Below are 20,797 nucleotides of genomic sequence, written 5' to 3' on the forward strand. Positions count from 1 at the left end.
GTACGACAACCGGTCAGCGGCGCACGCGCGCCGTCTGGTTCCTCCGCGTCAGCCACAGCGCGCCCGCCGCACCCGCGAGCAGCACCGTTCCGCCGAGCGTGCCGAGGGCGATCGCGGAGTCCTCGGGGCCGGTCTGCGGGAGCTCGGCGCCGGATTCGCCGCTCGATTCGGAGCCGCTCTGGGGCGCCCCGCCGCCGCCCGCCGCCGTCACGTCCAGGGTCAGGGACGGCCCCGGGTCGTTCGTCGGCGTGCACGTCGTCGTCGTACCGAGCGCCTTGATGGTGAGCACGCCCGCCGTGAAGGTGACCTTGCCGGTCTTCTTCGGGGTGTACGTGCCCGACAGGTCGTTGATCTTGATCGGGGTGTTGGCGGGGATCGCCTCCTGGTTGGCCGGGCCGGTCACCGTCATGGTGCCGCTGTCGGCGCCGCCCAGCTTGATGGTGGCGCTCGGGTTCATCGAGCCCTTGCCGAGTTCGACCGGGCTGGAGGAGACGCCCTTCTGCCACGACATGGTGAGCTTGTAGCCGCCGCCGCTTTTGACGCCCTTGATGTCGATGGGCGAGACGGCGCTCTTGTCTCCGATCGGCGTCTTGCACTGGTAGTTGACGTCGACGACCTCGGCATGGGCTGCGGGGGCGGCCATCAGCACCGCCGAGCCGGCCAGGGCCGCGGCGGAGGCGAGCACGGCGGTTCGTTTCGGGTACGACACGGCACGGTCCCCTCATTCCTGATTTCCTGACGACACATCAGATCGGCCGTCAAGGTACGCCCGGGGCCTTGTGGAGGGAAGACAAAGTGCGCGCCGGATGTGTGGTGATCCGGCGCGCAATCGGTGATGCGGGGAGAAAACCGCGAACCGCGGGTAACCCTAGGTCGACGTTACGCCGGCGCCCCCAGCTCGGCCCAGACCGTCTTGCCCGCGACCCCGGGGGTGCGTACGACCCCCCAGTCCAGGCACAGCCGCTGCACGATGAACATGCCGTGGCCGCCGGGGCGGCCGGCGCGGTGCGGGGTGCGGGGGGCCGGCTGACCCGTGCCCTTGTCGGAGACCTCGACGCGGATCACCTTGCTGTCACAGGCGATCCACAGCTCGTCCGGACCTTCGGCGTGCAGACAGGCGTTGGTGACCAGCTCGGAGACGACGAGCAGCACGTCCTCGGCGGCGGCCCGCTGGTCGGCGGTGGCGGCGGGCAGCCAGCCCCACGCGTACAGCGCCTGGCGGGCGAAGTCGCGGGCGAGCGGGACGACCCCGCTCTCGCCGGCGAGGCTCAGCCTGCGGACGTGGCGCCCCCCCGACGACACGGCCACGTCCTCCACGGACGCCCCGGTCGCGGGCACGCCCCCCTCGGACGCCCCGGAAGCGCCGCTGGGCTCCGGGCCGCGGTCGCCCGGCGGGTAAGGCCGGGTGGTGCTCATCAGCGCTTCACCTCACCGATTCACCGGTTCACGATTCAAAAAGTCACGACACAGTCACTACAAGGTCAGTACGGCAGTCGGCTCGACCGGCACGGCGACCGGTCGGTCACGACAGGCAGTACGGATGTCTCCTGCCCGACCGGACCGGCAGAACACCCCTGTATTCGGCGCGAAGGGCGTGCCGCCCGGAAAGCGCCGGTCACAAGGGGAGGAGCGGGGGACGAGCACGGCAAGGGCGGCGGATGAGCGGGGCGACTCGAGGGACGAGCGGCGCGAGGCGGGGAACGAGCGGTGGACGGTCGGCACGACCGCGGCTGGATCCACCGGCTCAGCCGCCTTCGTCAACGCCGCCCGGTTCGTCGGCGAGGGCCGCCGCCACGGTCTCATGGACGGTGAAGACCGCATCCGCGCCGGTGATCTCGAAGACGCGCGCGACCACGGGCTGCATCCCCGCCAGATGCACTCCGCCTCCGGCGGCCTCGGCCTTCAGCCGCGCACCCAGCAGCACGTTCAGGCCGGTGGAGTCACAGAACTCCAGGCGCGAGCAGTCGACCACCAGCCGACTGAATCCTTTGGCGAGGCATTCCTCGAGTGGCTCACGCAACAAATCGGCCGTGTGGTGATCCAACTCACCCGCCGGGGTCACGACGGCACTGAAGCCCTCTTCGCGAACCTCCACCAGTAGCCGGCCAGACTGTGCGCTGCCGACCGTCCCGCGGTCCATGCCGTCTTCTCTCCCGACGTCGTGGCTGCTGACTGACGCCCTCGAACACTACGCCTTCCCCACGCCCTCCGACACCTGAACAATCGCACGCAAATGGACATTTGCGAACAAAACGCACTTGCGGCGGGCTCAGGAAAGCGGGTAGGGCTAGTAGGGACACGTACTCGACACGGCCGGCTTTGGAGGCGCCGCACACCGCAGTGCTACGGAACTGGCTTCGGCAGCCATATGCCGAGAACGATGGAGGACACCATGTCACCCCGGCTCGACGCATCGCATACCCATGAGGCGACGTCGACATCCCCCCCGGAACATCTGGATCCCATCGAGCGCAACGACGTACTCGTCGAAGTCGAACAGGACGCGACGGACGTCACAGTCGAACAGGACGACGTACTCGCCGGGCTTCCGGACATCCCCCCGTACGACCAGGTGGGACCGGTGGACGCACGGGCCCTGTCCAAGACCCTCTTCGAGCGCCTGGAGTCGCTGGAGGAAGGCACCCACGAATACTCGTACGTCCGCAACACGCTCGTCGAACTCAACCTCGCCCTGGTCAAGTTCGCCGCCTCCCGCTTCCGCTCCCGCAGCGAGCCGATGGAGGACATCATCCAGGTCGGCACGATCGGCCTGATCAAGGCGATCGACCGCTTCGAACTCAGCCGAGGTGTGGAGTTCCCCACCTTCGCGATGCCAACCATCGTCGGAGAGATCAAGCGCTTCTTCCGCGACACGTCCTGGTCGGTGCGCGTACCGCGCCGACTGCAGGAGCTCCGCCTCGACCTGGCCAAGGCCGGTGACGAACTGGCCCAGCAACTGGACCGGGCGCCCACGGTGACCGAGCTCGCCGGTCGCCTGGGCCTGTCCAACGACGAGGTCGTCGAGGGCATGGCCGCGTCGAACGCGTACACCGCCTCCTCGCTGGACGCCCAGCCGGAGGAGGACGACACCGAGGGCGCCCTCGCGGACCGTATCGGCTACGAGGACCACGGGCTCGAAGGCATCGAGTACGTCGAGTCGTTGAAGCCGCTGATCGCCGAACTTCCCTCCCGGGACCGGAAGATCCTCTCCCTGCGCTTCGTCGCCAACATGACCCAGTCCGAGATCGGCGACGAGCTCGGCATCTCGCAGATGCACGTGTCGCGGCTGCTGTCGCGGACGCTGGTGCGGTTGCGGAAGGGGCTGACCGTCGAGGAGTGACACGGGCTGCCGCCGCCGACAGTGACTGAGCGACCCGGCCTGGGGCGGGCCGGGTTGGTTGGTTGGTTACCCGTTGCCCGGTCACCCGTTGCCCGGTGACCCGTTGCCCGGTGACCCGTTGCCTGGTCACGCGTTGCCTGGTTACCCGTTGCCTGGTCACGCGTTGCCTGGTCACGCGTTGCCTGGTTACCCGCTGCCTGGTTACCCGCTGGTTGGTTACCCGGGGGAACCTCTTTCCTCACGAGGTCCCGTCCACCACTATGGGCACCCATCACAGACCGGCCGGTCCGTCAGGACGGGGTGGCGAGGAGGGCGGGTGGATGGCTCGGGCCGACGGGACCGACGACGAGGTCGGAGACGGGGACGGGGACGGGGACGGCAGGGACGGGACGGGCGGCGCCTACGCCGGTGCGTCCGACGCCCGCCTCACCGAACTGCTGCGCGCCGACCCGGCCACGGCCGACCTCGCCCTCCAGGAACTCCGCGCCCGGCACCGCCCGTCGGTCCTCGCCTACGCCCGCCTGTGCGCGACGAGCGAGTCCGCCGCACGGCAGCTGGCGGCGCAGGCCCTCACGCTCGCGGCCCGCGAGACGGCCCACGGCATCGACCCGGGCGTCCCGTGGCGGCACCGACTCCTACTGCTGACCGGGCGGGTGGCCGAGTCCTGGGCCGCCGACGAACGGTCGGCCGGACTCGACGCGGGCCTGCTGCTCGTCCTGAATACCGCGACCTCCGACGGCCTGGTCCCACCCCTGCTCGGACCGTTCCAGTCGTTGCCGTCCCGCGCCCAAGGGCTCATCTGGTACGGCGTGGTGGAGCAGGAGAGCGCGGACAGAACAGCCGGTTTCCTCGGCCTCACCCGCGAGGACGTGGTGTACGGCACTCAGCAGGCCCTCCAGGCCATGGCACAGGCCTGCCTGCGGTCCCGCCTCGCCGTCTCCGACGATCCGCGCTGCGGGGACTTCCGCCGTCTGATCGAGGAGTCGGTACGGCCGGACAGTCCCCGGGACAGCCCCGACCTGCACGCCCACATGGCGCACTGCGCGCACTGCACGACGGCGTACGAGGAACTGTCCGTCCTGCGGGACAGCCCGCGCGCCGCGCTGGCGGAGGGGCTGCTGCCGTGGGCGGGGACGGCGTACGGGCGGCGCGAGGCGAGCGAGGAGGATGCGGCCAAGGGCGTCAAGGGCCTTGCGCTGTCCGGGACTTGGCCGCCGTCCCGCCGTTTCGTGCTGGCCTCTGCGGCCCTGGGGGTGGCGCTGGCGCCGCTGCTGGTGTTCCTGCTGGCGCAGGGTGGTGAGTCGTCGCCGGAGTCGGCCGGGGCCTCGGTGAGCACGCCTGCGAGCCGGCCGCCGACGACGCTGCCGACGCCGGCCTCGCCCACGCCGTCCCCCTCCGCCACCTCCAAGTCACCCTCGCCCACGAGGAGTCCGACCCCGTCGAAGAGTCCCACCACCACCCCGTCGAGGACGGCACCGTCCTCGAAGCCGCCCACGTCCCCCGCCCCGCCCCCGCCGAAACCACCGGGCGGCACTTACGCCCAGGTCGTGAACACCGCCTCGGGCCTGTGCCTGGACATCCGCGACGGCAACCTGGAGCTGGGCACGGACGTCATCACGGCTTCCTGCGGCTCCTCCCCCACCCAGCGGTGGCGTGTGGACGCCGAGCGCGGCGTGCTCCAGTCGTACGCCGACCCCGACTTCTGCCTGGACAGCCGGGGTTCGGTGGACAAGGGCGTCGGCATCTGGGAGTGCGACTCGATCGACGGCAGCAACGGCCAGAACCTGCGGTTCGCGGTGGACGCGCAGGGCGTGATCCGCCCGGCCATCGCCCCCGACCACGCGGTGACGCCGGGCGGGGACGGCTCGGTGTCCCTGGTGAGGGAGGTGGGACGGGCGGACCAGCGGTGGCGGGCGGGGGCCGACCAGGGCCTGTTCTGAGTTGAGATCACGGTGGGCGGCGGGGTGCCGGCGAGAACGCCACTGGCTGACACTGCTGGACCCGGGCCTCTGCCTGCCAAGAACGACTGTCTTCCGTCGGTCACATTCCTCTGTCGCGATCCGTCAGGGCAGTGACAGCAACTTGAAAACCCGAAGGAGACGGCGATGGAAACACGTTCGATCACGGCGGAGGTCCCGATGGTTCCGCGGATGTCCGAGGACCCCGCGGCGCTCGTCCCCGAGCTGGCGGAGGTGTCGGCGGCGCTGTTCAGGGTCACCGGCAACGGTTCGGTACCGCGCTCCACGATCAGCCTGGTCCAGCTGCGTGCTGGTCAGATCGTCGGCAGCACCTACCTGACCGTTCTGCACGCGGGCTTCCTGCGCAAGGCCGGGGAGTCGGAGGAGCGGATCACGTCGGTGGCGTCCTGGCGGGACTCGCCGTACTTCACTGGTGCCGAGCGTGCCGCCCTGGCCCTTGTGGAAGCCGTGCTTCAGCCGTCCGCAGACGGCGAGAGGGTCTCCGACGAGCTGTATGCGCAGGCGGCCGAGCACTATGAGGGCAAGGCGCTCGCCACGCTGATGTTCGCGATCGGTCAGGTCAACTTCTTCATCCCCGTCGCGCTCATCGCCAAGCCGGTGCCGGGCCGGTCGTTCACCGACCCGTGGAAGTGAGGCCATCCGGGTAAGGCTCGATGTTCGGCTCCCGCCTCGGGACCCGAACGGGCCGACCCGCAGACGCGTCGAATGCGGCCAGGAGTTGAGGTCACGGAGTGGCCGGGAGGCTGCGCATCCACAGCATGGCTCCGCGGAGATGGGTTGCAGAGCGAGCCGTCGTGGCCGGCCGGGCGGCCGCCCTTGGAGCCCTTCTTCTTGCGGTTGGCCGCTTGGTCGGTCTTCTCCGGAATCACCGCCCGGATCTTGCGTTGGCGCAGGTTGGCGCGGTTGGCGCGGTTGGCGCGGGAAGAGTACGCCTTGTCTGCGGCGGGTGCGTCCGGCCGGGTCCTGGGCCGGCCGACCCGCCCGCGCGCTCTGATCTTCTCGACGACAGGGATGCGGTTCCGACGCTACCCTGCCCACGTGCCCCAAGCCGCTGTGGATGAAGTTCAGGAACCGCGAGCCGTCGTCGCCCTGACCGATGTGGCGGTCTACCGCCGCACCACGGGACAGGAGATCGTCCTCGACGGCATCAACTGGACCGTCCGGCCCGGCGAACACTGGGCGCTACTCGGTCCCAACGGAGCCGGCAAGACCACTCTGCTCCGGCTCATCGGGGCGGTCATGTACCCCACCACTGGCACCGTCGAGGTTCTCAATCACCGACTCGGCCGGGTCGACATGCGTGAGCTTCGAGCGCGCATCGGCCTGGTATCTGCAGCCCAGAAGGTCCCGCTTGACGCTTCCGCCCACACCATCGTCCTCACTGGGGCGACCGGGACCGTGCAGCCGCTATGGGGGATGTACGACACCGCGACTCGCGAGCGCGCCCACGCCCTGCTCGCCGAGCTGGGGTGCAAGGAACTCGCCGAACGCCGTTTCGGCGACTGCTCGGGAGGCCAGCGCGCCCGGATCCTCATCAGCCGTGCTCTGATGGCCGACCCGTCGCTGCTCCTGCTCGATGAGCCGTTCAACGCCCTTGACCTCCCGTCCCGTGAGGATCTCGTGGACGCGCTGCACCGACTGGCAGCCGACTGGGCTGACCTCGCGACCGTCACGGTCACCCACCACGTGGAGGAACTCCCGCCCAGCACCACTCATGCCTTTCTGCTCAGAGAAGGCCGCAGACTGGCATCCGGCCCGGTCGACCACGTCCTCACACCGGACAACATGAGTTCCTGCTTCGGGCGCCCCGTTCACGTCGCCTGCCATGACGGCCGCTGGTACGCCCGTTCGGGCCGCTGATGTGCTGTGACCCGCAGGGTCGCCATGCGCTCGGCCACGACACGCCGGGTGGGCTCAGCGGCGATCGGTGAGTGGGCGGTGAGGGCGCACGGGCCGCGTGGCGGCACGCCGGGTCGACCAAGCGGCATGCGGTGAGTGGGCGCCTGAGACCGAGTCAGCGGTGGCGGGGGGCGGGGCGCGCTGGGGCGTGACCGCAGCTGCAATTGGCAGATCTGTTCCAGGCTGTTGCGGTAGGACGCGACATATGCGCAGGTCACAGGGTCATGGATCCACGGATGGGGCCCCGGGGTGGAACAGATCTGCCAATCGCCGGCTTCTACCTCATGTGTCCGGCCGCCGCTTCAGGAGCGGTCGTCAGCGAAGAGGTCCCCCGCGTCGGTCACGTGCACAGCCCGCTGTGCCCATAGCTCGAGCTGGTTCAGGTCTGTGCAGGCACGGACCCGCTCGCGTACCGAATCCGGGATCTGGATGCCACGCCACTCGAGAATGTTCAGCGTCATCTCGACGCGGTCTTCGAGTCGGCCCTCCTCCCGACCTTCTTCCCGCCCCTCCTCGCGTACCTGCTCAGCGAGCGGGTGCCGCCAGAAGTACTGGATCGCCGTCATCAGGTCCCTCCACATCTGCTGGGCCCGGCGGTCTGCCAGGCATGAGTCGACGAACTGCACGAAGACCGCGGCGCTGTCCGCGTCGATGGTCCGCAGGGCGGCTGCCAGGGATTCCAGTATGGCGGCGGCCTGCGGACCGCGGCCATGTGTCATGGCCGAAAGCACCGCAAGGGGTACGTCCCGTTCGGCCTCCCGCTCGTCCGCGATCACCGGCACGTTGTCCGGGCCCAGCACGAACGGGCGCACTGTCAGCGAGGGACACCCCCGCACCCCGAAATGAATCGGCTCCGCCGCCCAGCGGGCCGTCGCACTACTCTGGGTGACGACGATGAGGACCGGCTCGCAGCGGTACTTCTCGTACAAGTAACTGAGGTAGTAGGGCCAGCTGCCGCGCTTACGCTCGTCCGGCTTGCCCTGCGATTCGACGACCAGGAGGTACGTGCCCTCGTCCGTCTCCGCCCGCAGCAGCGTGTCCACGCGCCGCTCGACCGGCTCGATCTCGGTGAGGTCCACGTTCATCGCGGCGAAGTCGCGCGGCTCGGGAAAGGGAATGCGTAACACACCCTGGAGCGCGCGGGTCAGTAGCGCGGGATCCTTCTGGAAGATCCGGTGCATCGCCTCGTGCGACGAGCCAGGCACTATGCCACCCCCAGTTCGCACCACACGTACTTGCCCCGGTCGCCGAATCGGGAGAGCGGCTGCCAGCCCCAGACGTCGGCGCAGGCGCGGATCAGGGCAAGACCGCGACCGCTCTCGGCGTCGGCGAGGTCGTCCAACCTGCCCGGCGGCTCGGGAGGTTCGGGGTCCGTGTCCCAGGCGCCGATCCGCAGGACGCCGGCCGACCAGCGGACGCGGAGGGTGGCGGGGCCCTTGGTGTGGAGTACGGCGTTGGAGACCAGCTCCGCTGCGAGGAGTTCGGCGGTGTCCGCGAGGCGGATCAGGCCGTGCATGGTGAGGATCAGGCGGAGGGTGCGGCGACAGATGGTGACGGCTCGTGGGTCGTGCGGGATGGAGAGGGAGTACTCCCAGGTTTCGGGTTCGGGTTCGGTTTCGGGTTCGGGTTCGGGTTCGGCTTCGGGTTCGAGCATGCGTCGGCTCCAGAGCGGTTGAGGGAATGAGCGATAGAAGCGTTTCCGCAGCGTGTACGTCGCGTCACAGAAGGTATTTCCTAGACTTAGGAAAGTGCAAGCCGCTGCCGTATCCTGACCCTCGAACGAGGTACGTCCGCAGGGCAGTTGGAAAGAGGAGGCGCAGGTTGCCGCCGAAGAGGCATCTCACGGCCCGCAGGGTGCGGCTGGGCGCCGAGCTGCGCAAACTACGCGAGGCGACGGGCATGAGGGCCCGGGAAGCCGCAGAACTCCTGGGAGCCGACGCGGTCCAAATGAGCCAGATCGAGTCCGGCGTCGTAGGCGTGAGCGCTAAACGAGTGCGCCGTCTCGCAGCTCACTACGCCTGCACGGACGAGGCGCTGATCGACGCCTTGGTCGCCATGGCAACCGACCGCACTCGAGGGTGGTGGGAGGAGTACCGGGGAGTGCTTCCCCCGGTGTTCCTGGACATGGCCGAGGCCGAGCACCATGCGGCGTTCCTGCGCGAAGTCGTCATCACTCACGTTCCCGGGCTCCTCCAGACCCCGGACTACGCCCGAGCGGTGTTCCGGTACATGCGCCCCGAACTACCCGGGAGCGAGCTGGAGCCCCGCGTGGAGCACCGGATGCGGCGACGCACTGTCATCGAGGGCGACAGCCCCACGCCATACGACACGATCATCCACGAGTTCGCCCTGCGCATCCGCGTGGCCGACCGTCAGGCCTCGCTCGCGCAACTCCGGCGGATCCTAGAACAGATCGAGCAGGGACACGCCGGTGTTCGTGTCATCCCCACTGATCAGGACGGCTTCGCCGGGGCCGGAGCCTCGATGATGTACATGGGCGGTCCGGTGCCCCGGCTGGACACTGGGCTACGGGACGCTCCGACCGGAACCGCGTTCATCGACGCGGAACCTCAGCTGAATCGGCTTCGCACACTCTTTCGTAAGGTGGAGAAAGCGTCGCTGGACCCCATGGCGTCGCGGGACTTCATCCACCGTTTGTCGAAGGAACTCTGAGGCGCGTCATGACCCGAGCCCTGCACTGGCAGAAATCGTCCTTCTCCGACGGCGGTGATGGCAACACCTGCGTCGAACTCGCCGCCACCCCCACCACCCTCCACCTCCGCGAAAGCGAAACCCCCGACACCGAACTCACCACCACCACCGAGCCCTTGGCTCACCTCATACTCGGCGTGAAGTCAGGCCGCTTCCACGCCGCCACACCCCGATAACCAACGGCACCCCCGGCCGGTAGGCCAGATGCACATGGCTCGGAGCGTCAAGCAGCACAAGGTCGGCGTACGCCCCCGGCGTGAGACGACCGATGTCCTCGCGCCTCAACGCCCGCGCTCCACCCTCCGTGGCCGACCACACCGCCTCGTCCGGGGTCATCCCCATGTCCCGTACCGCGAGCGCGATGCAGAACGGTACGGACGACGTGAAGGACGACCCCGGGTTGCAGTCGGTCGACAGGGCAACCGTGACCCCCGCGTCGAGCAGACGCCGCGCGTTCGGCCACTCGGCGCGCGTGGAGAACTCCGCGCCGGGCAAGAGCGTGGCGACCGTACGGCTACCCGCCAGCGCATCCACATCTGCGTCCGTCAGGTGCGTGCAGTGGTCCGCACTGGCGGCATCCAGCTCGACCGCGAGCTGCACGCCGGGGCCGTAGGACAGCTGGTTGGCATGGATGCGCGGGTGCAGGCCCTTCGCCTTGCCCGCCGTGAGGATGGCCCGGGCCTGGTCGCCGTCGAAGGCGCCCTTCTCGCAGAAGACGTCGATCCAACGGGCGTACGGGGCGCAGGCGTCGAGCATCTCGCCGGTGACCAGGGCGACGTAGGCGGCGGGGTCGTCGGCGTAGTCGGGGGAGACGATGTGGGCGCCGAGGTAGGTGACCTCGTCGGTGTGGGCGGCGGCGATACGCAGGGCGCGGGACTCGTCGGCGACGGTCAGGCCGTAGCCGGACTTGGTTTCGAAGGTGGTCGTGCCCTGGCGGAGGGCCTCGGCGAGGTAGCGGGTGAGATTGGCCTCCAGTTCGGCGTCCGTCGCGGCGCGGGTGGCGGCGACGGTGGTGCGGATGCCGCCCGCGCTGTAGGGCCGGCCGGACATGCGGGCGTTGAACTCCTGCGTGCGGTCGCCCGCGAAGACCAGGTGGGAGTGGGAGTCGACGAAGCCGGGGAGGACCGCCCGGCCGTCGGCGTCGACCCGATTGTCAGTGGCGGGTGCTTTGCTTGATTCACCGGTCCACGCGATGCGGTCGCCGTCGATGACGACGGCCGCGTCCTGGATCAGTCCGAGGGGGGAGCCGTCACCGAGGGAGGGGTCGTTGGTGACCAGCGTGGCGATGTTGGTGATGACGGTGCTGCTGCTCATCGTGTCCTCGTGGGGGCGGGGTTCGGCGGTCGTCGTCAGGCGCGCAGGGCTTGGATGGCTTGGGCGAGGGCCTGCGGCACATCGGGTACGAGGGCGTGGGCCCCGTCTCGTACGACGTGCCGCCCGCCCACGATCGTGTGCCGTACGTCCGCTGCTGTCCCGGCGAATACGGCCGTCTCGGCGCCGAGCCTGGGCAGCGGCCCCGCTGTTCTGACCGAGTCGAGCGCGATCGTCGTGAGGTCGGCGAGCGCTCCGGTCTCGATGGTGCCGGCCTCGTCCCAGCCGAGGGCCGCGTGGCCGTCGGCGGAGGCGGCCCGCAGCAGGGCGGCGGCGGTCCAGTGGCCGCGGGTGCGGGTGCGCAGGCGCTCGTTGAGCTCCATCGCGCGCGCCTCTTCGAGCAGGTCGATGACGGCGTGGCTGTCGGAGCCGAGGGAGAGTGCGGAGCCTGCCTGCTGAAGGGCGGTCGCGGGGCCGATGCCGTCCGCGAGGTCCCGTTCCGTCGTCGGGCACATGCAGGTGCCGGTGCCGCTGCCGCCGATGAGGGCGATGTCCTCGTCGGTGAGGTGGGTGTTGTGGACGCCGGTGGTGCGCCGCCCGAGGACCCCGTGCTCGGCGAGCAGCTGCGTGGGCGTGCACCCGTGAGCCTCCAGGCAGGCGTCGTTCTCGGCGGTCTGCTCGGACAGGTGCACATGGAGCGGGGCCCGCCGCTCCTCGGCCCAGCGCGCCACGGTCGCCAACTGCCCGGCGGGCACGGCCCGTACGGAGTGGACGGCAGCCCCGATCCGCGCGTGATCCCGTTCCTTGAGAACTGAACAGCGTTCCGCCCAGGCGTCCGCGCTCCCGTCGGAGAAGCGGAGCTGGTGGGTGGTGGGCGGCCGGCCGCTGTGCTTGTTCAAGATGCCGGAGGAGAGGTAGACGGTGTCGAGGAGCGTAATGCGGATACCGGCTTCGGCGGCGGCGTCGATGAGCGCCTCGCCCATCGCGTTGGGGTCGGCGTAAGGGGTGCCGCCGAGGGCGTGGTGGACGTAGTGGAACTCGCCCACGGCGGTGATGCCGGCCAGCGCCATCTCCGCGTACACCGCGCGGGCGAGGGCGTGGTAGGTCTCCGGGGTCAGCCGGTCGGCGGTGGCGTACATGACCTCGCGCCAGGTCCAGAAGGTTCCGGAGCCGACCTGGACGGTGCCGCGCAGGGCGCGGTGGAAGGCGTGCGAGTGGGCGTTCGCCAGGCCGGGGAGGGTGAGGCCGCGCAGCACCTCCGCGCCGGGCGGCGGTGTGTCGGTGCCCGTGCGGACGGCGGTGATGCGGCCGTCTCTCGTGTCCACCGCCACGCCCGGCTCGACGTGGGTGTCGAGCCAGGCGTGCTCCAGCCAGTACGTCTGCGTTTGCCGCGTCGGCGGATGCTGCGTCGGCGTCACCTGCAGGCCAGCCCTTCCAGTACGTCGGCGAGTGCGAGTACCCCGGCCACGCAGTCGTCCTCGGCCGCGTACTCGGCCGGGGAGTGCGAGACACCCGTGGGGTTGCGCACGAACAGCATGGCGGTCGGGATGCTCCCGGAGAGGATCCCGGCGTCGTGTCCGGCTCCCGTGCCGAGGACGGGGACCTTGAGGTCGGTCTCCTGGCCCAGGATGCGGGCGAGTTCGTCGCGCAGGGCGTGGTCGAACTCGACGACGGGCGTGAAGGACTCGCGGACGACATCGAGGTCCACGCCGTGGGCAGCGGCGTACTCACGGGCGGCGTGCTCTACCCCGCCGACCACGAGGTCGAGGCTTTCCTGGTCGGGGGCGCGGGAGTCGAGCCAGCCGCGGACCAGGGAGGGGATGGCGTTGACGCCGTTGGGCTCGACGGCGATCTTGCCGAAGGTGGCGACGGCTCCGGCGAGTTCGGCCTCGCGGCGGGCGGCGAGCACGGTCTCGGCGTACGACAGCATCGGGTCCCGCCGGTCGACCAGCCGGGTCGTCCCCGCGTGATTGGCCTCGCCCCGGAAGTCGAACCGCCACCGCCCGTGCGGCCAGATGGCACTGGCGATACCGACGCGATCACCGCTGAGGTCGAGCGCCCGCCCCTGCTCGACGTGCAGCTCGACGAAGGCGCCGATACGGGCGAGCCGCTCCGGGTCCGGCCCGATGGCGTCCGGGTCGTATCCGGCGGCCTCCATGGCCTGCGGCAGCGTGATCCCGTCCCCGTCGGTCAGCCGGTGCGCCTGCTCGACGGTGAGCTGCCCGGAGGTGAGCCGCGACCCGACACAGGCGAGCCCGAACCGGGCGCCCTCCTCGTCGCCGAAGTTGACGAGGGCGAGGGGCTTGGTGAACGTGGCTCGGCGCGCGCGGAGTTCATCGAGCGCGGCAAAGGAGGACACGACCCCGAGGGGCCCGTCGAAGGCCCCGCCATCGGGCACGGAATCGAGATGCGACCCGGTGACGACGGCGTCCCCGGCGGCGGGATCCCCGAGCCAGGCCCACTGATTCCCGTTCCGGTCGAGCTCGTACGTCAGCCCGCGCGCCTCGGCCTGCGCCTTGAACCAGGCCCGGCATTCGGCGTCGGCACCGGTCCAGGCGAAGCGGCGGTACCCACCGGAGTCGGGGTGCCGGCCGATCGGGTGCAGCTCACGCCACATCTGGTGAAAGGAGGTACCGACCACGCCGGCCTGCGGCGAGCCATCCGACACAGGCCGCGCCCCACCGAGCACCCCAGGCTGCGTCCCGCCAGCCCCGGCAGGCCGCGCCCCACCAGCCGACCCAGAGTGCGCCCCGCCCGCCCCGGCAGGCTCCGCGCCATCGCCCCGCACAGGCTCTGACCCATCACCGCCCACAGGCTGTGGGCAGTCACCCCCCACAGGCTGCGACCCGTCACCCCGCGCAGACTGCGCGCCATCGCCCCGCACAGACTGCGCGCCATCGCCCCGCACAGGCTGCGCGCCATCGCCCCGCACAGGCTGCGACCCGTCGCCACCCACAGACCGCGCGCCGCCCCCCACAGGCTGTGGGCCGCCGCCACCCACAGACTGCGCGCCGCCACCCCCCGCAGGCTGTGGGCAGTCGTTCCGCAGGGCGGGACGGGTGGGCACAGCCGGACCCGCGCCCGGCGACGAGGGCTCAGCCCCCACCGGAGCGTTGCCGCCTCGCCCACCATCACGCTGGATCACGCGTCGCCACCCTCGCGCATAGGAACCCGCACGCCCCGCTCACCGGCGACCGACTCCGCGATGTCGTACCCCGCGTCCACGTGCCGGATGACACCCGTCCCGGGGTCGTTCGTCAGCACCCGCCGGATCTTCTCCCCGCCCAGCTTCGTCCCGTCGGCCACCGTCACCTGCCCGGCGTGAATCGACCGGCCCATCCCGACCCCACCGCCATGGTGGATGGAAACCCAAGAGGCACCCGACGCCACGTTCACCATGGCATTCAGCAGCGGCCAGTCGGCAATCGCGTCCGACCCGTCCAGCATCGCCTCGGTCTCACGGTAGGGAGAAGCCACCGACCCGCAGTCCAAGTGATCGCGGCCGATCGCCAGCGGGGCCGCCAACTCCCCGCTCGCCACCATGTCGTTGAACCGCTCACCGGCCTTGTCCCGCTCGCCGTAGCCGAGCCAGCAGATCCGCGCGGGCAGGCCCTGGAAGTGGACCCGCTCCCCGGCCAGCTTGATCCAGCGGGCCAGCGACTCGTTCTCCGGGAACAGCTCCAGGATCGCCTTGTCGGTCTTGGCGATGTCCGACGCCTCCCCCGACAGCGCCGCCCACCGGAAGGGCCCCTTGCCCTCGCAGAACAGCGGCCGGATGTACGCGGGCACGAAGCCCGGGAAAGCGAACGCCCGCTCGTACCCGGCGAGTTGGGCCTCTCCCCGGATCGAGTTGCCGTAGTCGAAGACCTCCGCACCGGCGTCCATGAAGCCGACCATCGCCTCGACGTGCCGGGCCATGGACTCACGCGCACGGGTGGTGAAGCCCGCCGGGTCCTTGGCCGCACTGGACGCCATGTCGTCGAAGTCGACGCCCAGCGGCAGGTACGCCAGCGGATCGTGCGCCGAGGTCTGGTCGGTGACGATGTCGATGGGGGCACCCATGGCCAGCAGCTGCGGGACGAGCTCGGCGGCGTTGCCGAGGACGCCGATGGACAGCGGGCGGCGGGCGTCCCGCGCCTCCACCGCCAGCTGGAGCGCGTGGTCGAGGGAGTCGGCCTTCACGTCCAGGTACCGGTGCTCGATACGCCGCTCGATCGCCCGTGGGTCGCAGTCGACACAGATCACGACACCGTCGTTCATGGTCACGGCCAGCGGCTGGGCGCCGCCCATGCCGCCGAGGCCGGCGGTCAGGGTGATCGTCCCGGCCAGCGTGCCGCCGAACTTCTTCGCGGCGACGGCGGCGAAGGTCTCGTAGGTGCCCTGGAGGATGCCCTGGGTGCCGATGTAGATCCAGGAGCCGGCGGTCATCTGCCCGTACATGGTCAGACCCAGCTGTTCCAGTCGGCGGAACTCCTCCCAGTTGGCCCAGTCGCCGACGAGGTTGGAGTTGGCGAGGAGCACGCGCGGCGCCCACTCGTGGGTCTGCATGACGCCGACGGGGCGGCCGGACTGGACGAGCATGGTCTCGTCCTGCTTCAACGTCCTGAGCGTCCGCACCATCGCGTCGAAGGAGCGCCAGTCACGGGCGGCCTTGCCCGTCCCGCCGTAGACGACGAGCTTGTCGGGGTGTTCGGCGACCTCCGGGTCGAGGTTGTTCTGCAGCATCCGCAGGGCGGCTTCCTGCTGCCATCCCAGGGCGCTCAGTTCCGTGCCGCGCGGCGCTCGTACGGGGCGGGGTCCTGACACGGTCTGCCTCCTAGCGGATTGCTCCCAGTGGACTGTTAGTCCCGATATTCACATCCTGACGCCCTGAATAGAGCTAGTCAATAGAGCTGGAACCGGACGTCGGCCCGTCGGCGCGGGCACGTCGCTGTGTTTGGCTGGACACATGGACGCAGGCACCGACATGACGGGGGATGTTGTGGGCAACGCCAACGACGATCACGAGAGCGTTCACGACAGCGATCACGACAGCGATCACGAGAGCCGCTCCGACGCCGCGCGGGCGGGCCGACGGGACGAGGCGGTGCGGGCCGCCGTGGAGCAGGGGCTGCTCGGGCCGGGCACCCCCGTCGTCGGCCTGCTCGACGTCACCGGCATTCAGGAGTCGGCGGCGGCGCTGCGGGCGGCGTTCGACGCGGTCACCGCGCCCGGCACGCCGGTGCTGCACGCCTTCGCGGTGAAGGCCACCCCACTGGTGCCGGTGCTGCGGCTGCTGCGGGAGGAGGGGATCGGCGCCGAGGTGGCGAGCCCGGGCGAGCTGGCGCTGGCCCGGGCCGCGGGGCTGGCGCCGGCCCGGACGGTCCTGGACTCGCCCGCCAAGACGCCGGCCGAGCTGCGGGAGGCACTGGCGCTCGGGATCGCCGTCAACGCCGACAATCCGCAGGAGCTGGACCGCATCGACGGCCTGATGAGGTCCGCCCCCAGCCGCTCCCCCCTCGGGATCCGGGTGAACCCGCAGGTCGGCGGCGGTTCCATCGAGGCCCTGTCCACCGCCACGGCGACCTCGAAGTTCGGGGTGGCGCTGCGGGACGAGGGGGCGCGCGAGTGGGTGGTACGGGCGTATGCCGTGCGCCCCTGGCTGACGCGGTTGCACGCGCACACCGGCTCGCAGGGCATCCCGCTGTCACTGATGGCCGAGGGCGTGGCGGAGACGTACGGGCTCGCCGAGGAGATCAACCGGCGGATCGGGCGGCCGCAGATCGACACGATCGACATCGGCGGCGGACTGCCGGTGAACTTCATGTCGGACGCGACGACACCGACGTACGCGGAGTACGCGCGCGTGCTGCGGGAGGCGGTGCCGGGACTGTTCGACGGGCGGTACGGGCTGGTGACGGAGTTCGGGAGGTCGCTGCTGGCCAAGCACGGCACGGTGGTGGCCCGCGTCGAGTACGCCAAGAGCGCCGGCGGGCGGCCGGTCGCGGTCACGCACGCGGGCGTGCAGGTGGCGACGCGGACGGTGTACGCGCCGGGGGCGTGGCCGCTGAGGATCGCCGCGTACGACGGGAAGGGGCGGCCGAAGGAGGGGCCCGCGGTGGTGCAGGACGTCGCCGGTCCGGCGTGCTTCGCGGGTGACCTGCTGGCGACGGGGCGCGCGCTGCCGTTGCTGGAGCAGGGCGACTACGCGGCGGCGCTGGACACGGGCGCGTACTACTTCGCGCACCACTACGCCTACAACTCCCTCGCCCGGCCCGGGATCCACGGCTTCGCCCCGGACGGAGCCGGAGGCATCGCCTTCGCGACCGTACGCGAGCCGCAGAGCGTCGAGGAGATCGTGGCCGAGTCGGGAGGGGCGCACGCGGGCGCGCTGACCGCCCTCCGCGCGCCTGAGGGCCGTTGACGTACGCCGGAGCATCCGCTGATCAACTGACGCTGATCAACTGGCACTGATCAACGCGCCTGGAAAACCAGGCCAGTTGACCCACCTTAGCCACCCGTCGCATGTTCCACTGGAAAATGCCAGAAGCCTCACCCCTCCCCCACACGATGCGTAGTTTCGGGGTCACTCAGCCGAACTCCAGGCGGGAGGGGAGCCACGGTGCCCGGAATCGACGAGTGCCTGCTGGAAGCCATGCGACTGCCCGGTGCCCGGGGCGCCGCACTGGTCGACTGGACGAGCGGATTGGCCCTGGGCATCGTCGGGGAGTCCCCGGGCGGCGACCGGGAGGCGGCCGCGGTGGAGGCCGCCGAGCTCGCCCGGCTCGCCGCCGAGCAGCACGCCTTCGCGCCCGACCCTGACGGGGACGGCACCGAAGAGGACGGCGCCGATCCACCGGTCGAGGACCTGATCATCAGCAACCGGGACAGCTACCACGTGCTCCGGTTCGTGCCGACGTCCTTCGACAGCAGCGTGTGCCTGCACCTGTGGCTGACCCGCGCGGAGGGCAACCTCGCGCTGGCCCGCATCAGGCTCAGCGAGATGGCCGGACGGCTGGTGCTGGGATGACCGCCGTACGGACTCCTCCGCCGCCCCGGCTGCCCGTGCGGAACAAGGCGGCGGCCCGGGACCGGGGCTGGGGCGGCGTCTCGCCGATGCTGACCCGGCTGGCCGCCGAGCGAGCCACCGGCGTCCTCGTCCGGGAGCGCGGCACGCTCCATCTCACCGAGGGCCGGGTGGTGCACGCCGAGAGCCCGTCCGCCCCCGGCCTCGACGTCCTGCTCACGGCCCGCGGCACGCTGGACGCCGAGGCCTGGCGGGAGGCGGTGGCCGAGACCGGCGACGGGCACCGCGCCGGCCACCACCTGGTCGACGGCGGACACCTCGCCCCGGGCGCCCTGGAGCTGTGCCGGCTCACCGCGCTGTACGACGCGGCGTACTTCGTCCTCGCGCCCAGCAGCACCCCGGGCCGCTTCCGCTACGGCACCGAGGCCGGACCCGGCTGTGCCTGCCCGGTGCCGGTGGCCGCCGTGGAGCGCGAGACGCTGCGCCGCCGCGATCTGCTGCACCACATCTGGCCCGATCCGGCCACGGACAACGCCCCGCTCACCCGGGCGGACCGCGTAGCACCCCCGGCGCCCACCGCCCGCCAGCGGGCGGTCCTGGCCCGGCTGGACGATGTCCGCACGGCGACGGAGATCGCCCGGGACCTGGGCCGCCCGGCGTTCCACACGCTGGTGGACCTACGGCGGCTGGCGGCTGCCGGTGTCGTCGCGCCCCGCCCGCAGGCCCGCACCGAACCGCCCGATGAACTCAACGAACTGGAAGGGCTCGACGCGCTCGACCCGCTCCCGCCGGAGTTCACCGATCCCCACATCACGCTGCTGAAGAGGCTCAGGGATGCGTTGGAGGCGCTTTGAGCGGCGGCAGCGGCAGTGGACCCGCGCCGAGAGGAGAGACCTGATGGCAGCGGAGAGCGACATCCACGAGGAGTTACGCCGACTCAGAGCCCGCGTGCCCCAGCTCGCCGGCGCCCTCGCGGCCGGCGCCGACGGCCTCGTCCTCGCCCAGGACACCCCCGGCATCGACCCGGAGAACCTGGCCGCGCTCACGACGACCGCACGCGGCCTCGCCGCACAGCTGGCGGACGCCACCGGCCAGGGGGACTTCCGCGAACTGCTCGTACGCGGCGTGCACGGCTGCGTGGCGTCGTACGCGGCGGGCCCTGCCGCTGTCCTGACCCTGCTGGCCCAGGACCCCGTCAACGTGGGCCGCCTCCATCTGGAGGGCCGCCGGGCGGCCACCCGCATCGGGGAACTGGTCGACACCGCCACGGCACCCCCTGCCAAACCCCCGGCGAAGTCCCCTGCCAAGCACCCGGTCAAGTCCCCGGTCAAGTCCCCTGCCAAGCCCCCGGCGAAGACGGCCGCCAGGCCCCCCGCACCGCGCGCCAGAACCCCCCGCGCCCCCCGCTCCAAGCCCCCCGAAACCCCAGCCCCAGCCCCAGCCCCCACTCCCACCCCGCCCACCGAAGCGCCCACCGCACCGACGGTGGCGCGCACCACCACCGAAAGTTGAGAGGAACCGAGGGAACAGTCATGGCCAACACCGAAACCGCGCTGAAAGAGGCGCTCGCCTCCATCGAGGGCGCCACCGGCGTCGCGCTCGTCGACTACACCAGCGGCATGGCGCTGGGCACGATGGGCGGCGGCAAGAGCTTCGACCTCAACGTCGCCGCCGCCGGCAACACCGATGTGGTCCGCGCCAAGATGCGCACCATGGAGCACCTCGGGCTCAAGAGCCAGATCGAGGACATCCTGATCACGCTGTCCGACCAGTACCACCTGATCCGCCTGCTCCGCGGCCGGGGCGGCAACGGCCTGTTCCTCTACCTCGTCCTCGACGTGAAGAGGTCCAACCTGGCGATGGCCCGCCACCAGCTCCGAAGGATCGAGGAGGAGCTGGAGGTCTGACGGCTGGACCTGGCTGCATCAGGTCCGACGGCTAGACCAGGGCCGCGGTGCGGCGGCGTGCTCCGCCCGGGGCCGCGTCGCCCGCCGCGATGCCCGTGCTGCGGTAGGCCTTGACCGCCTTGCCGGCCGGGCGCCCACCGTTGGCGGCGAGCCAGTCGACGCGCACCCACAGCAGCGCGTCCTCGGCCCGCTCGCGCCGCCCGAGCCAGGCGGCCTTCAGCCGCAGCCCGGCACCGCATCCGGCGAGCAGCATGCCGCCCGCGGCGGGCACCGCGAACGCGCTGCCCAGCGCGGCCAGGAAAGCGAGCAGCAGCCACCAGCGGTGCCCCCGCCGCCAGTTGCGCGCGCTCACCGCACGGTCCTGGAGCACATCGTGCTTGCTGGCGCGGGCGGCCGAGCGGGCGAGGTCGGTGTAGCGCCTGCGGCGCCAGTACGCCACCGCCGCGGTCGCGACGATGAACAGCGCGGCCCCGGCCATCACCCCGATCCGCCGCCCCGTGATGCCCGGCACCAGAACGCCGATGCCCGCCGCGAGCACCCCGAGCCACCACATCGGCGTGGCTCCGGCCCGTACGACGACAGCCACCCGAGCCAGGCCATGAGCTCTGCGATCTCCGCGTGCCACGTTCCGCCTCCTTGTCGC

The 20,797-nt window shown here is 71.0% G+C and carries 21 protein-coding genes and 1 pseudogene; 11 read left to right on the forward strand and 11 right to left on the reverse strand.

Features of this window, described 5'->3' with window-relative positions; genetic code table 11:
• Window positions 1-13: 13 nt before the first annotated feature.
• From Q4V64_RS20420 to Q4V64_RS20430, 3 genes are all read right to left on the reverse strand, one after another.
• Window positions 14-709 (reverse strand): LPXTG cell wall anchor domain-containing protein, encoded by a 696-nt coding sequence (locus Q4V64_RS20420; RefSeq protein ID WP_124441702.1) that lies wholly within the window; start codon window positions 707-709, stop codon window positions 14-16.
• Window positions 710-879: 170 nt separating this feature from the next.
• Window positions 880-1,416 carry an ATP-binding protein gene (locus Q4V64_RS20425; protein WP_124441701.1) on the reverse strand — a complete coding sequence of 179 codons (537 nt, stop codon included), beginning with the start codon at window positions 1,414-1,416 and terminating at the stop codon, window positions 880-882.
• Window positions 1,417-1,744: 328 nt separating this feature from the next.
• The gene (locus Q4V64_RS20430; protein ID WP_124441700.1) at window positions 1,745-2,140 is read right to left on the reverse strand and encodes an STAS domain-containing protein; all 396 of its coding nucleotides are present in this window, start codon (window positions 2,138-2,140) and stop codon (window positions 1,745-1,747) included.
• A gap of 240 nt (window positions 2,141-2,380) precedes the next feature.
• On the opposite strand from Q4V64_RS20430, the gene Q4V64_RS20435 reads away from it, so the two are divergent.
• The 3 genes from Q4V64_RS20435 to Q4V64_RS20445 all read left to right on the forward strand — a co-directional run bounded on the left by Q4V64_RS20435 (window position 2,381) and on the right by Q4V64_RS20445 (window position 5,952).
• On the forward strand, window positions 2,381-3,340 hold the full coding sequence (locus tag Q4V64_RS20435) for an RNA polymerase sigma factor SigF (protein ID WP_253267114.1): 960 nt from the start codon (window positions 2,381-2,383) through the stop codon (window positions 3,338-3,340).
• A gap of 320 nt (window positions 3,341-3,660) precedes the next feature.
• Window positions 3,661-5,280: an RICIN domain-containing protein gene (locus tag Q4V64_RS20440; RefSeq protein WP_124441699.1), complete on the forward strand. Its 1,620-nt coding sequence runs from the start codon at window positions 3,661-3,663 to the stop codon at window positions 5,278-5,280.
• Between the two features lie 165 nt (window positions 5,281-5,445).
• Entirely contained in the window at window positions 5,446-5,952 is a 507-nt protein-coding gene (locus Q4V64_RS20445; protein ID WP_124441698.1) for a carboxymuconolactone decarboxylase family protein, read from the forward strand.
• A 170-nt stretch (window positions 5,953-6,122) separates the two neighbouring features.
• On the opposite strand, the pseudogene Q4V64_RS20450 reads toward Q4V64_RS20445, so the two are convergent.
• A pseudogene (locus tag Q4V64_RS20450) lies at window positions 6,123-6,293 on the reverse strand (IS5/IS1182 family transposase); the annotation flags it as partial.
• A gap of 64 nt (window positions 6,294-6,357) precedes the next feature.
• Between Q4V64_RS20450 and Q4V64_RS20455 the strand changes: the two are divergent.
• On the forward strand, window positions 6,358-7,179 hold the full coding sequence (locus Q4V64_RS20455) for an ATP-binding cassette domain-containing protein (protein ID WP_253267113.1): 822 nt from the start codon (window positions 6,358-6,360) through the stop codon (window positions 7,177-7,179).
• Window positions 7,180-7,520: 341 nt separating this feature from the next.
• Here Q4V64_RS20455 and Q4V64_RS20460 read toward each other — a convergent pair whose 3' ends face one another.
• Both Q4V64_RS20460 and Q4V64_RS20465 read right to left on the reverse strand, forming a co-directional pair.
• Window positions 7,521-8,423, reverse strand: coding sequence for a hypothetical protein (locus tag Q4V64_RS20460; RefSeq protein ID WP_124441697.1), 903 nt, complete (start codon window positions 8,421-8,423; stop codon window positions 7,521-7,523).
• Window positions 8,423-8,872: an ATP-binding protein gene (locus Q4V64_RS20465; RefSeq protein ID WP_124441696.1), complete on the reverse strand. Its 450-nt coding sequence runs from the start codon at window positions 8,870-8,872 to the stop codon at window positions 8,423-8,425. Before Q4V64_RS20465 ends, Q4V64_RS20460 begins: the two co-directional genes overlap by 1 nt.
• A 167-nt stretch (window positions 8,873-9,039) precedes the next feature.
• On the opposite strand from Q4V64_RS20465, the gene Q4V64_RS20470 reads away from it, so the two are divergent.
• Together Q4V64_RS20470 and Q4V64_RS20475 are read left to right on the forward strand one after the other, a co-directional pair.
• Entirely contained in the window at window positions 9,040-9,891 is an 852-nt protein-coding gene (locus tag Q4V64_RS20470) for a helix-turn-helix transcriptional regulator (RefSeq protein WP_301184540.1), read from the forward strand.
• 8 nt (window positions 9,892-9,899) lie between these two features.
• Window positions 9,900-10,106, forward strand: coding sequence for a DUF397 domain-containing protein (locus tag Q4V64_RS20475; protein WP_124441694.1), 207 nt, complete (start codon window positions 9,900-9,902; stop codon window positions 10,104-10,106).
• Here the strand turns inward: Q4V64_RS20475 and hutI are convergent.
• The 4 genes from hutI to hutU all read right to left on the reverse strand — a co-directional run bounded on the left by hutI (window position 10,057) and on the right by hutU (window position 16,047).
• Entirely contained in the window at window positions 10,057-11,244 is a 1,188-nt protein-coding gene (hutI, locus tag Q4V64_RS20480; RefSeq protein WP_124441693.1) for an imidazolonepropionase, read from the reverse strand. The genes Q4V64_RS20475 and hutI overlap by 50 nt on opposite strands.
• Before the next feature lie 35 nt (window positions 11,245-11,279).
• Window positions 11,280-12,659 carry a formimidoylglutamate deiminase gene (locus Q4V64_RS20485; RefSeq protein WP_124441692.1) on the reverse strand — a complete coding sequence of 460 codons (1,380 nt, stop codon included), beginning with the start codon at window positions 12,657-12,659 and terminating at the stop codon, window positions 11,280-11,282.
• On the reverse strand, window positions 12,656-13,930 hold the full coding sequence (locus Q4V64_RS20490; RefSeq protein ID WP_124441763.1) for an allantoate amidohydrolase: 1,275 nt from the start codon (window positions 13,928-13,930) through the stop codon (window positions 12,656-12,658). The genes Q4V64_RS20485 and Q4V64_RS20490 overlap by 4 nt, the downstream gene beginning before the upstream one ends.
• 452 nt (window positions 13,931-14,382) lie before the next feature.
• Window positions 14,383-16,047 carry a urocanate hydratase gene (hutU, locus tag Q4V64_RS20495; RefSeq protein ID WP_124441691.1) on the reverse strand — a complete coding sequence of 555 codons (1,665 nt, stop codon included), beginning with the start codon at window positions 16,045-16,047 and terminating at the stop codon, window positions 14,383-14,385.
• Window positions 16,048-16,189: 142 nt separating this feature from the next.
• On the opposite strand from hutU, the gene Q4V64_RS20500 reads away from it, so the two are divergent.
• The 5 genes from Q4V64_RS20500 (at window position 16,190) to Q4V64_RS20520 (ending at window position 20,154) form a co-directional block, all read left to right on the forward strand.
• On the forward strand, window positions 16,190-17,644 hold the full coding sequence (locus tag Q4V64_RS20500; RefSeq protein WP_253267112.1) for a diaminopimelate decarboxylase: 1,455 nt from the start codon (window positions 16,190-16,192) through the stop codon (window positions 17,642-17,644).
• Between the two features lie 198 nt (window positions 17,645-17,842).
• The gene (locus tag Q4V64_RS20505) at window positions 17,843-18,250 is read left to right on the forward strand and encodes a hypothetical protein (protein ID WP_124441689.1); all 408 of its coding nucleotides are present in this window, start codon (window positions 17,843-17,845) and stop codon (window positions 18,248-18,250) included.
• The gene (locus Q4V64_RS20510) at window positions 18,247-19,101 is read left to right on the forward strand and encodes a transcriptional regulator (RefSeq protein ID WP_124441688.1); all 855 of its coding nucleotides are present in this window, start codon (window positions 18,247-18,249) and stop codon (window positions 19,099-19,101) included. The genes Q4V64_RS20505 and Q4V64_RS20510 overlap by 4 nt, the downstream gene beginning before the upstream one ends.
• A gap of 43 nt (window positions 19,102-19,144) precedes the next feature.
• A complete protein-coding gene (locus tag Q4V64_RS20515; RefSeq protein WP_303710941.1) occupies window positions 19,145-19,759 on the forward strand; it encodes a roadblock/LC7 domain-containing protein in 615 nt (204 codons plus the stop codon).
• A gap of 20 nt (window positions 19,760-19,779) precedes the next feature.
• On the forward strand, window positions 19,780-20,154 hold the full coding sequence (locus Q4V64_RS20520; RefSeq protein WP_124441674.1) for a hypothetical protein: 375 nt from the start codon (window positions 19,780-19,782) through the stop codon (window positions 20,152-20,154).
• Window positions 20,155-20,185: 31 nt separating this feature from the next.
• Here the strand turns inward: Q4V64_RS20520 and Q4V64_RS20525 are convergent, their stop codons facing one another.
• Window positions 20,186-20,779, reverse strand: coding sequence for a hypothetical protein (locus Q4V64_RS20525; RefSeq protein WP_124441673.1), 594 nt, complete (start codon window positions 20,777-20,779; stop codon window positions 20,186-20,188).
• Window positions 20,780-20,797 lie beyond the last annotated feature (18 nt).

The organism is Streptomyces sp. NL15-2K (assembly GCF_030551255.1).
GTDB lineage: Bacteria > Actinomycetota > Actinomycetes > Streptomycetales > Streptomycetaceae > Streptomyces.

What these genes read in the sequence shown, in the direction of transcription:
- Q4V64_RS20425 (WP_124441701.1), bottom strand. Translation starts at nt 1,416, where the DNA reads ATGAGCACCACCCGGCCTTACCCGCCGGGCGACCGCGGCCCGGAGCCC.
- Q4V64_RS20430 (WP_124441700.1), bottom strand. Translation starts at nt 2,140, where the DNA reads ATGGACCGCGGGACGGTCGGCAGCGCACAGTCTGGCCGGCTACTGGTG.
- Q4V64_RS20435 (WP_253267114.1), top strand. Translation starts at nt 2,381, where the DNA reads ATGGAGGACACCATGTCACCCCGGCTCGACGCATCGCATACCCATGAG.
- Q4V64_RS20440 (WP_124441699.1), top strand. Translation starts at nt 3,661, where the DNA reads ATGGCTCGGGCCGACGGGACCGACGACGAGGTCGGAGACGGGGACGGG.
- Q4V64_RS20445 (WP_124441698.1), top strand. Translation starts at nt 5,446, where the DNA reads ATGGAAACACGTTCGATCACGGCGGAGGTCCCGATGGTTCCGCGGATG.
- Q4V64_RS20465 (WP_124441696.1), bottom strand. Translation starts at nt 8,872, where the DNA reads ATGCTCGAACCCGAAGCCGAACCCGAACCCGAACCCGAAACCGAACCC.
- Q4V64_RS20475 (WP_124441694.1), top strand. Translation starts at nt 9,900, where the DNA reads ATGACCCGAGCCCTGCACTGGCAGAAATCGTCCTTCTCCGACGGCGGT.
- hutI (WP_124441693.1), bottom strand. Translation starts at nt 11,244, where the DNA reads ATGAGCAGCAGCACCGTCATCACCAACATCGCCACGCTGGTCACCAAC.
- Q4V64_RS20500 (WP_253267112.1), top strand. Translation starts at nt 16,190, where the DNA reads ATGGACGCAGGCACCGACATGACGGGGGATGTTGTGGGCAACGCCAAC.
- Q4V64_RS20510 (WP_124441688.1), top strand. Translation starts at nt 18,247, where the DNA reads ATGACCGCCGTACGGACTCCTCCGCCGCCCCGGCTGCCCGTGCGGAAC.
- Q4V64_RS20515 (WP_303710941.1), top strand. Translation starts at nt 19,145, where the DNA reads ATGGCAGCGGAGAGCGACATCCACGAGGAGTTACGCCGACTCAGAGCC.
- Q4V64_RS20520 (WP_124441674.1), top strand. Translation starts at nt 19,780, where the DNA reads ATGGCCAACACCGAAACCGCGCTGAAAGAGGCGCTCGCCTCCATCGAG.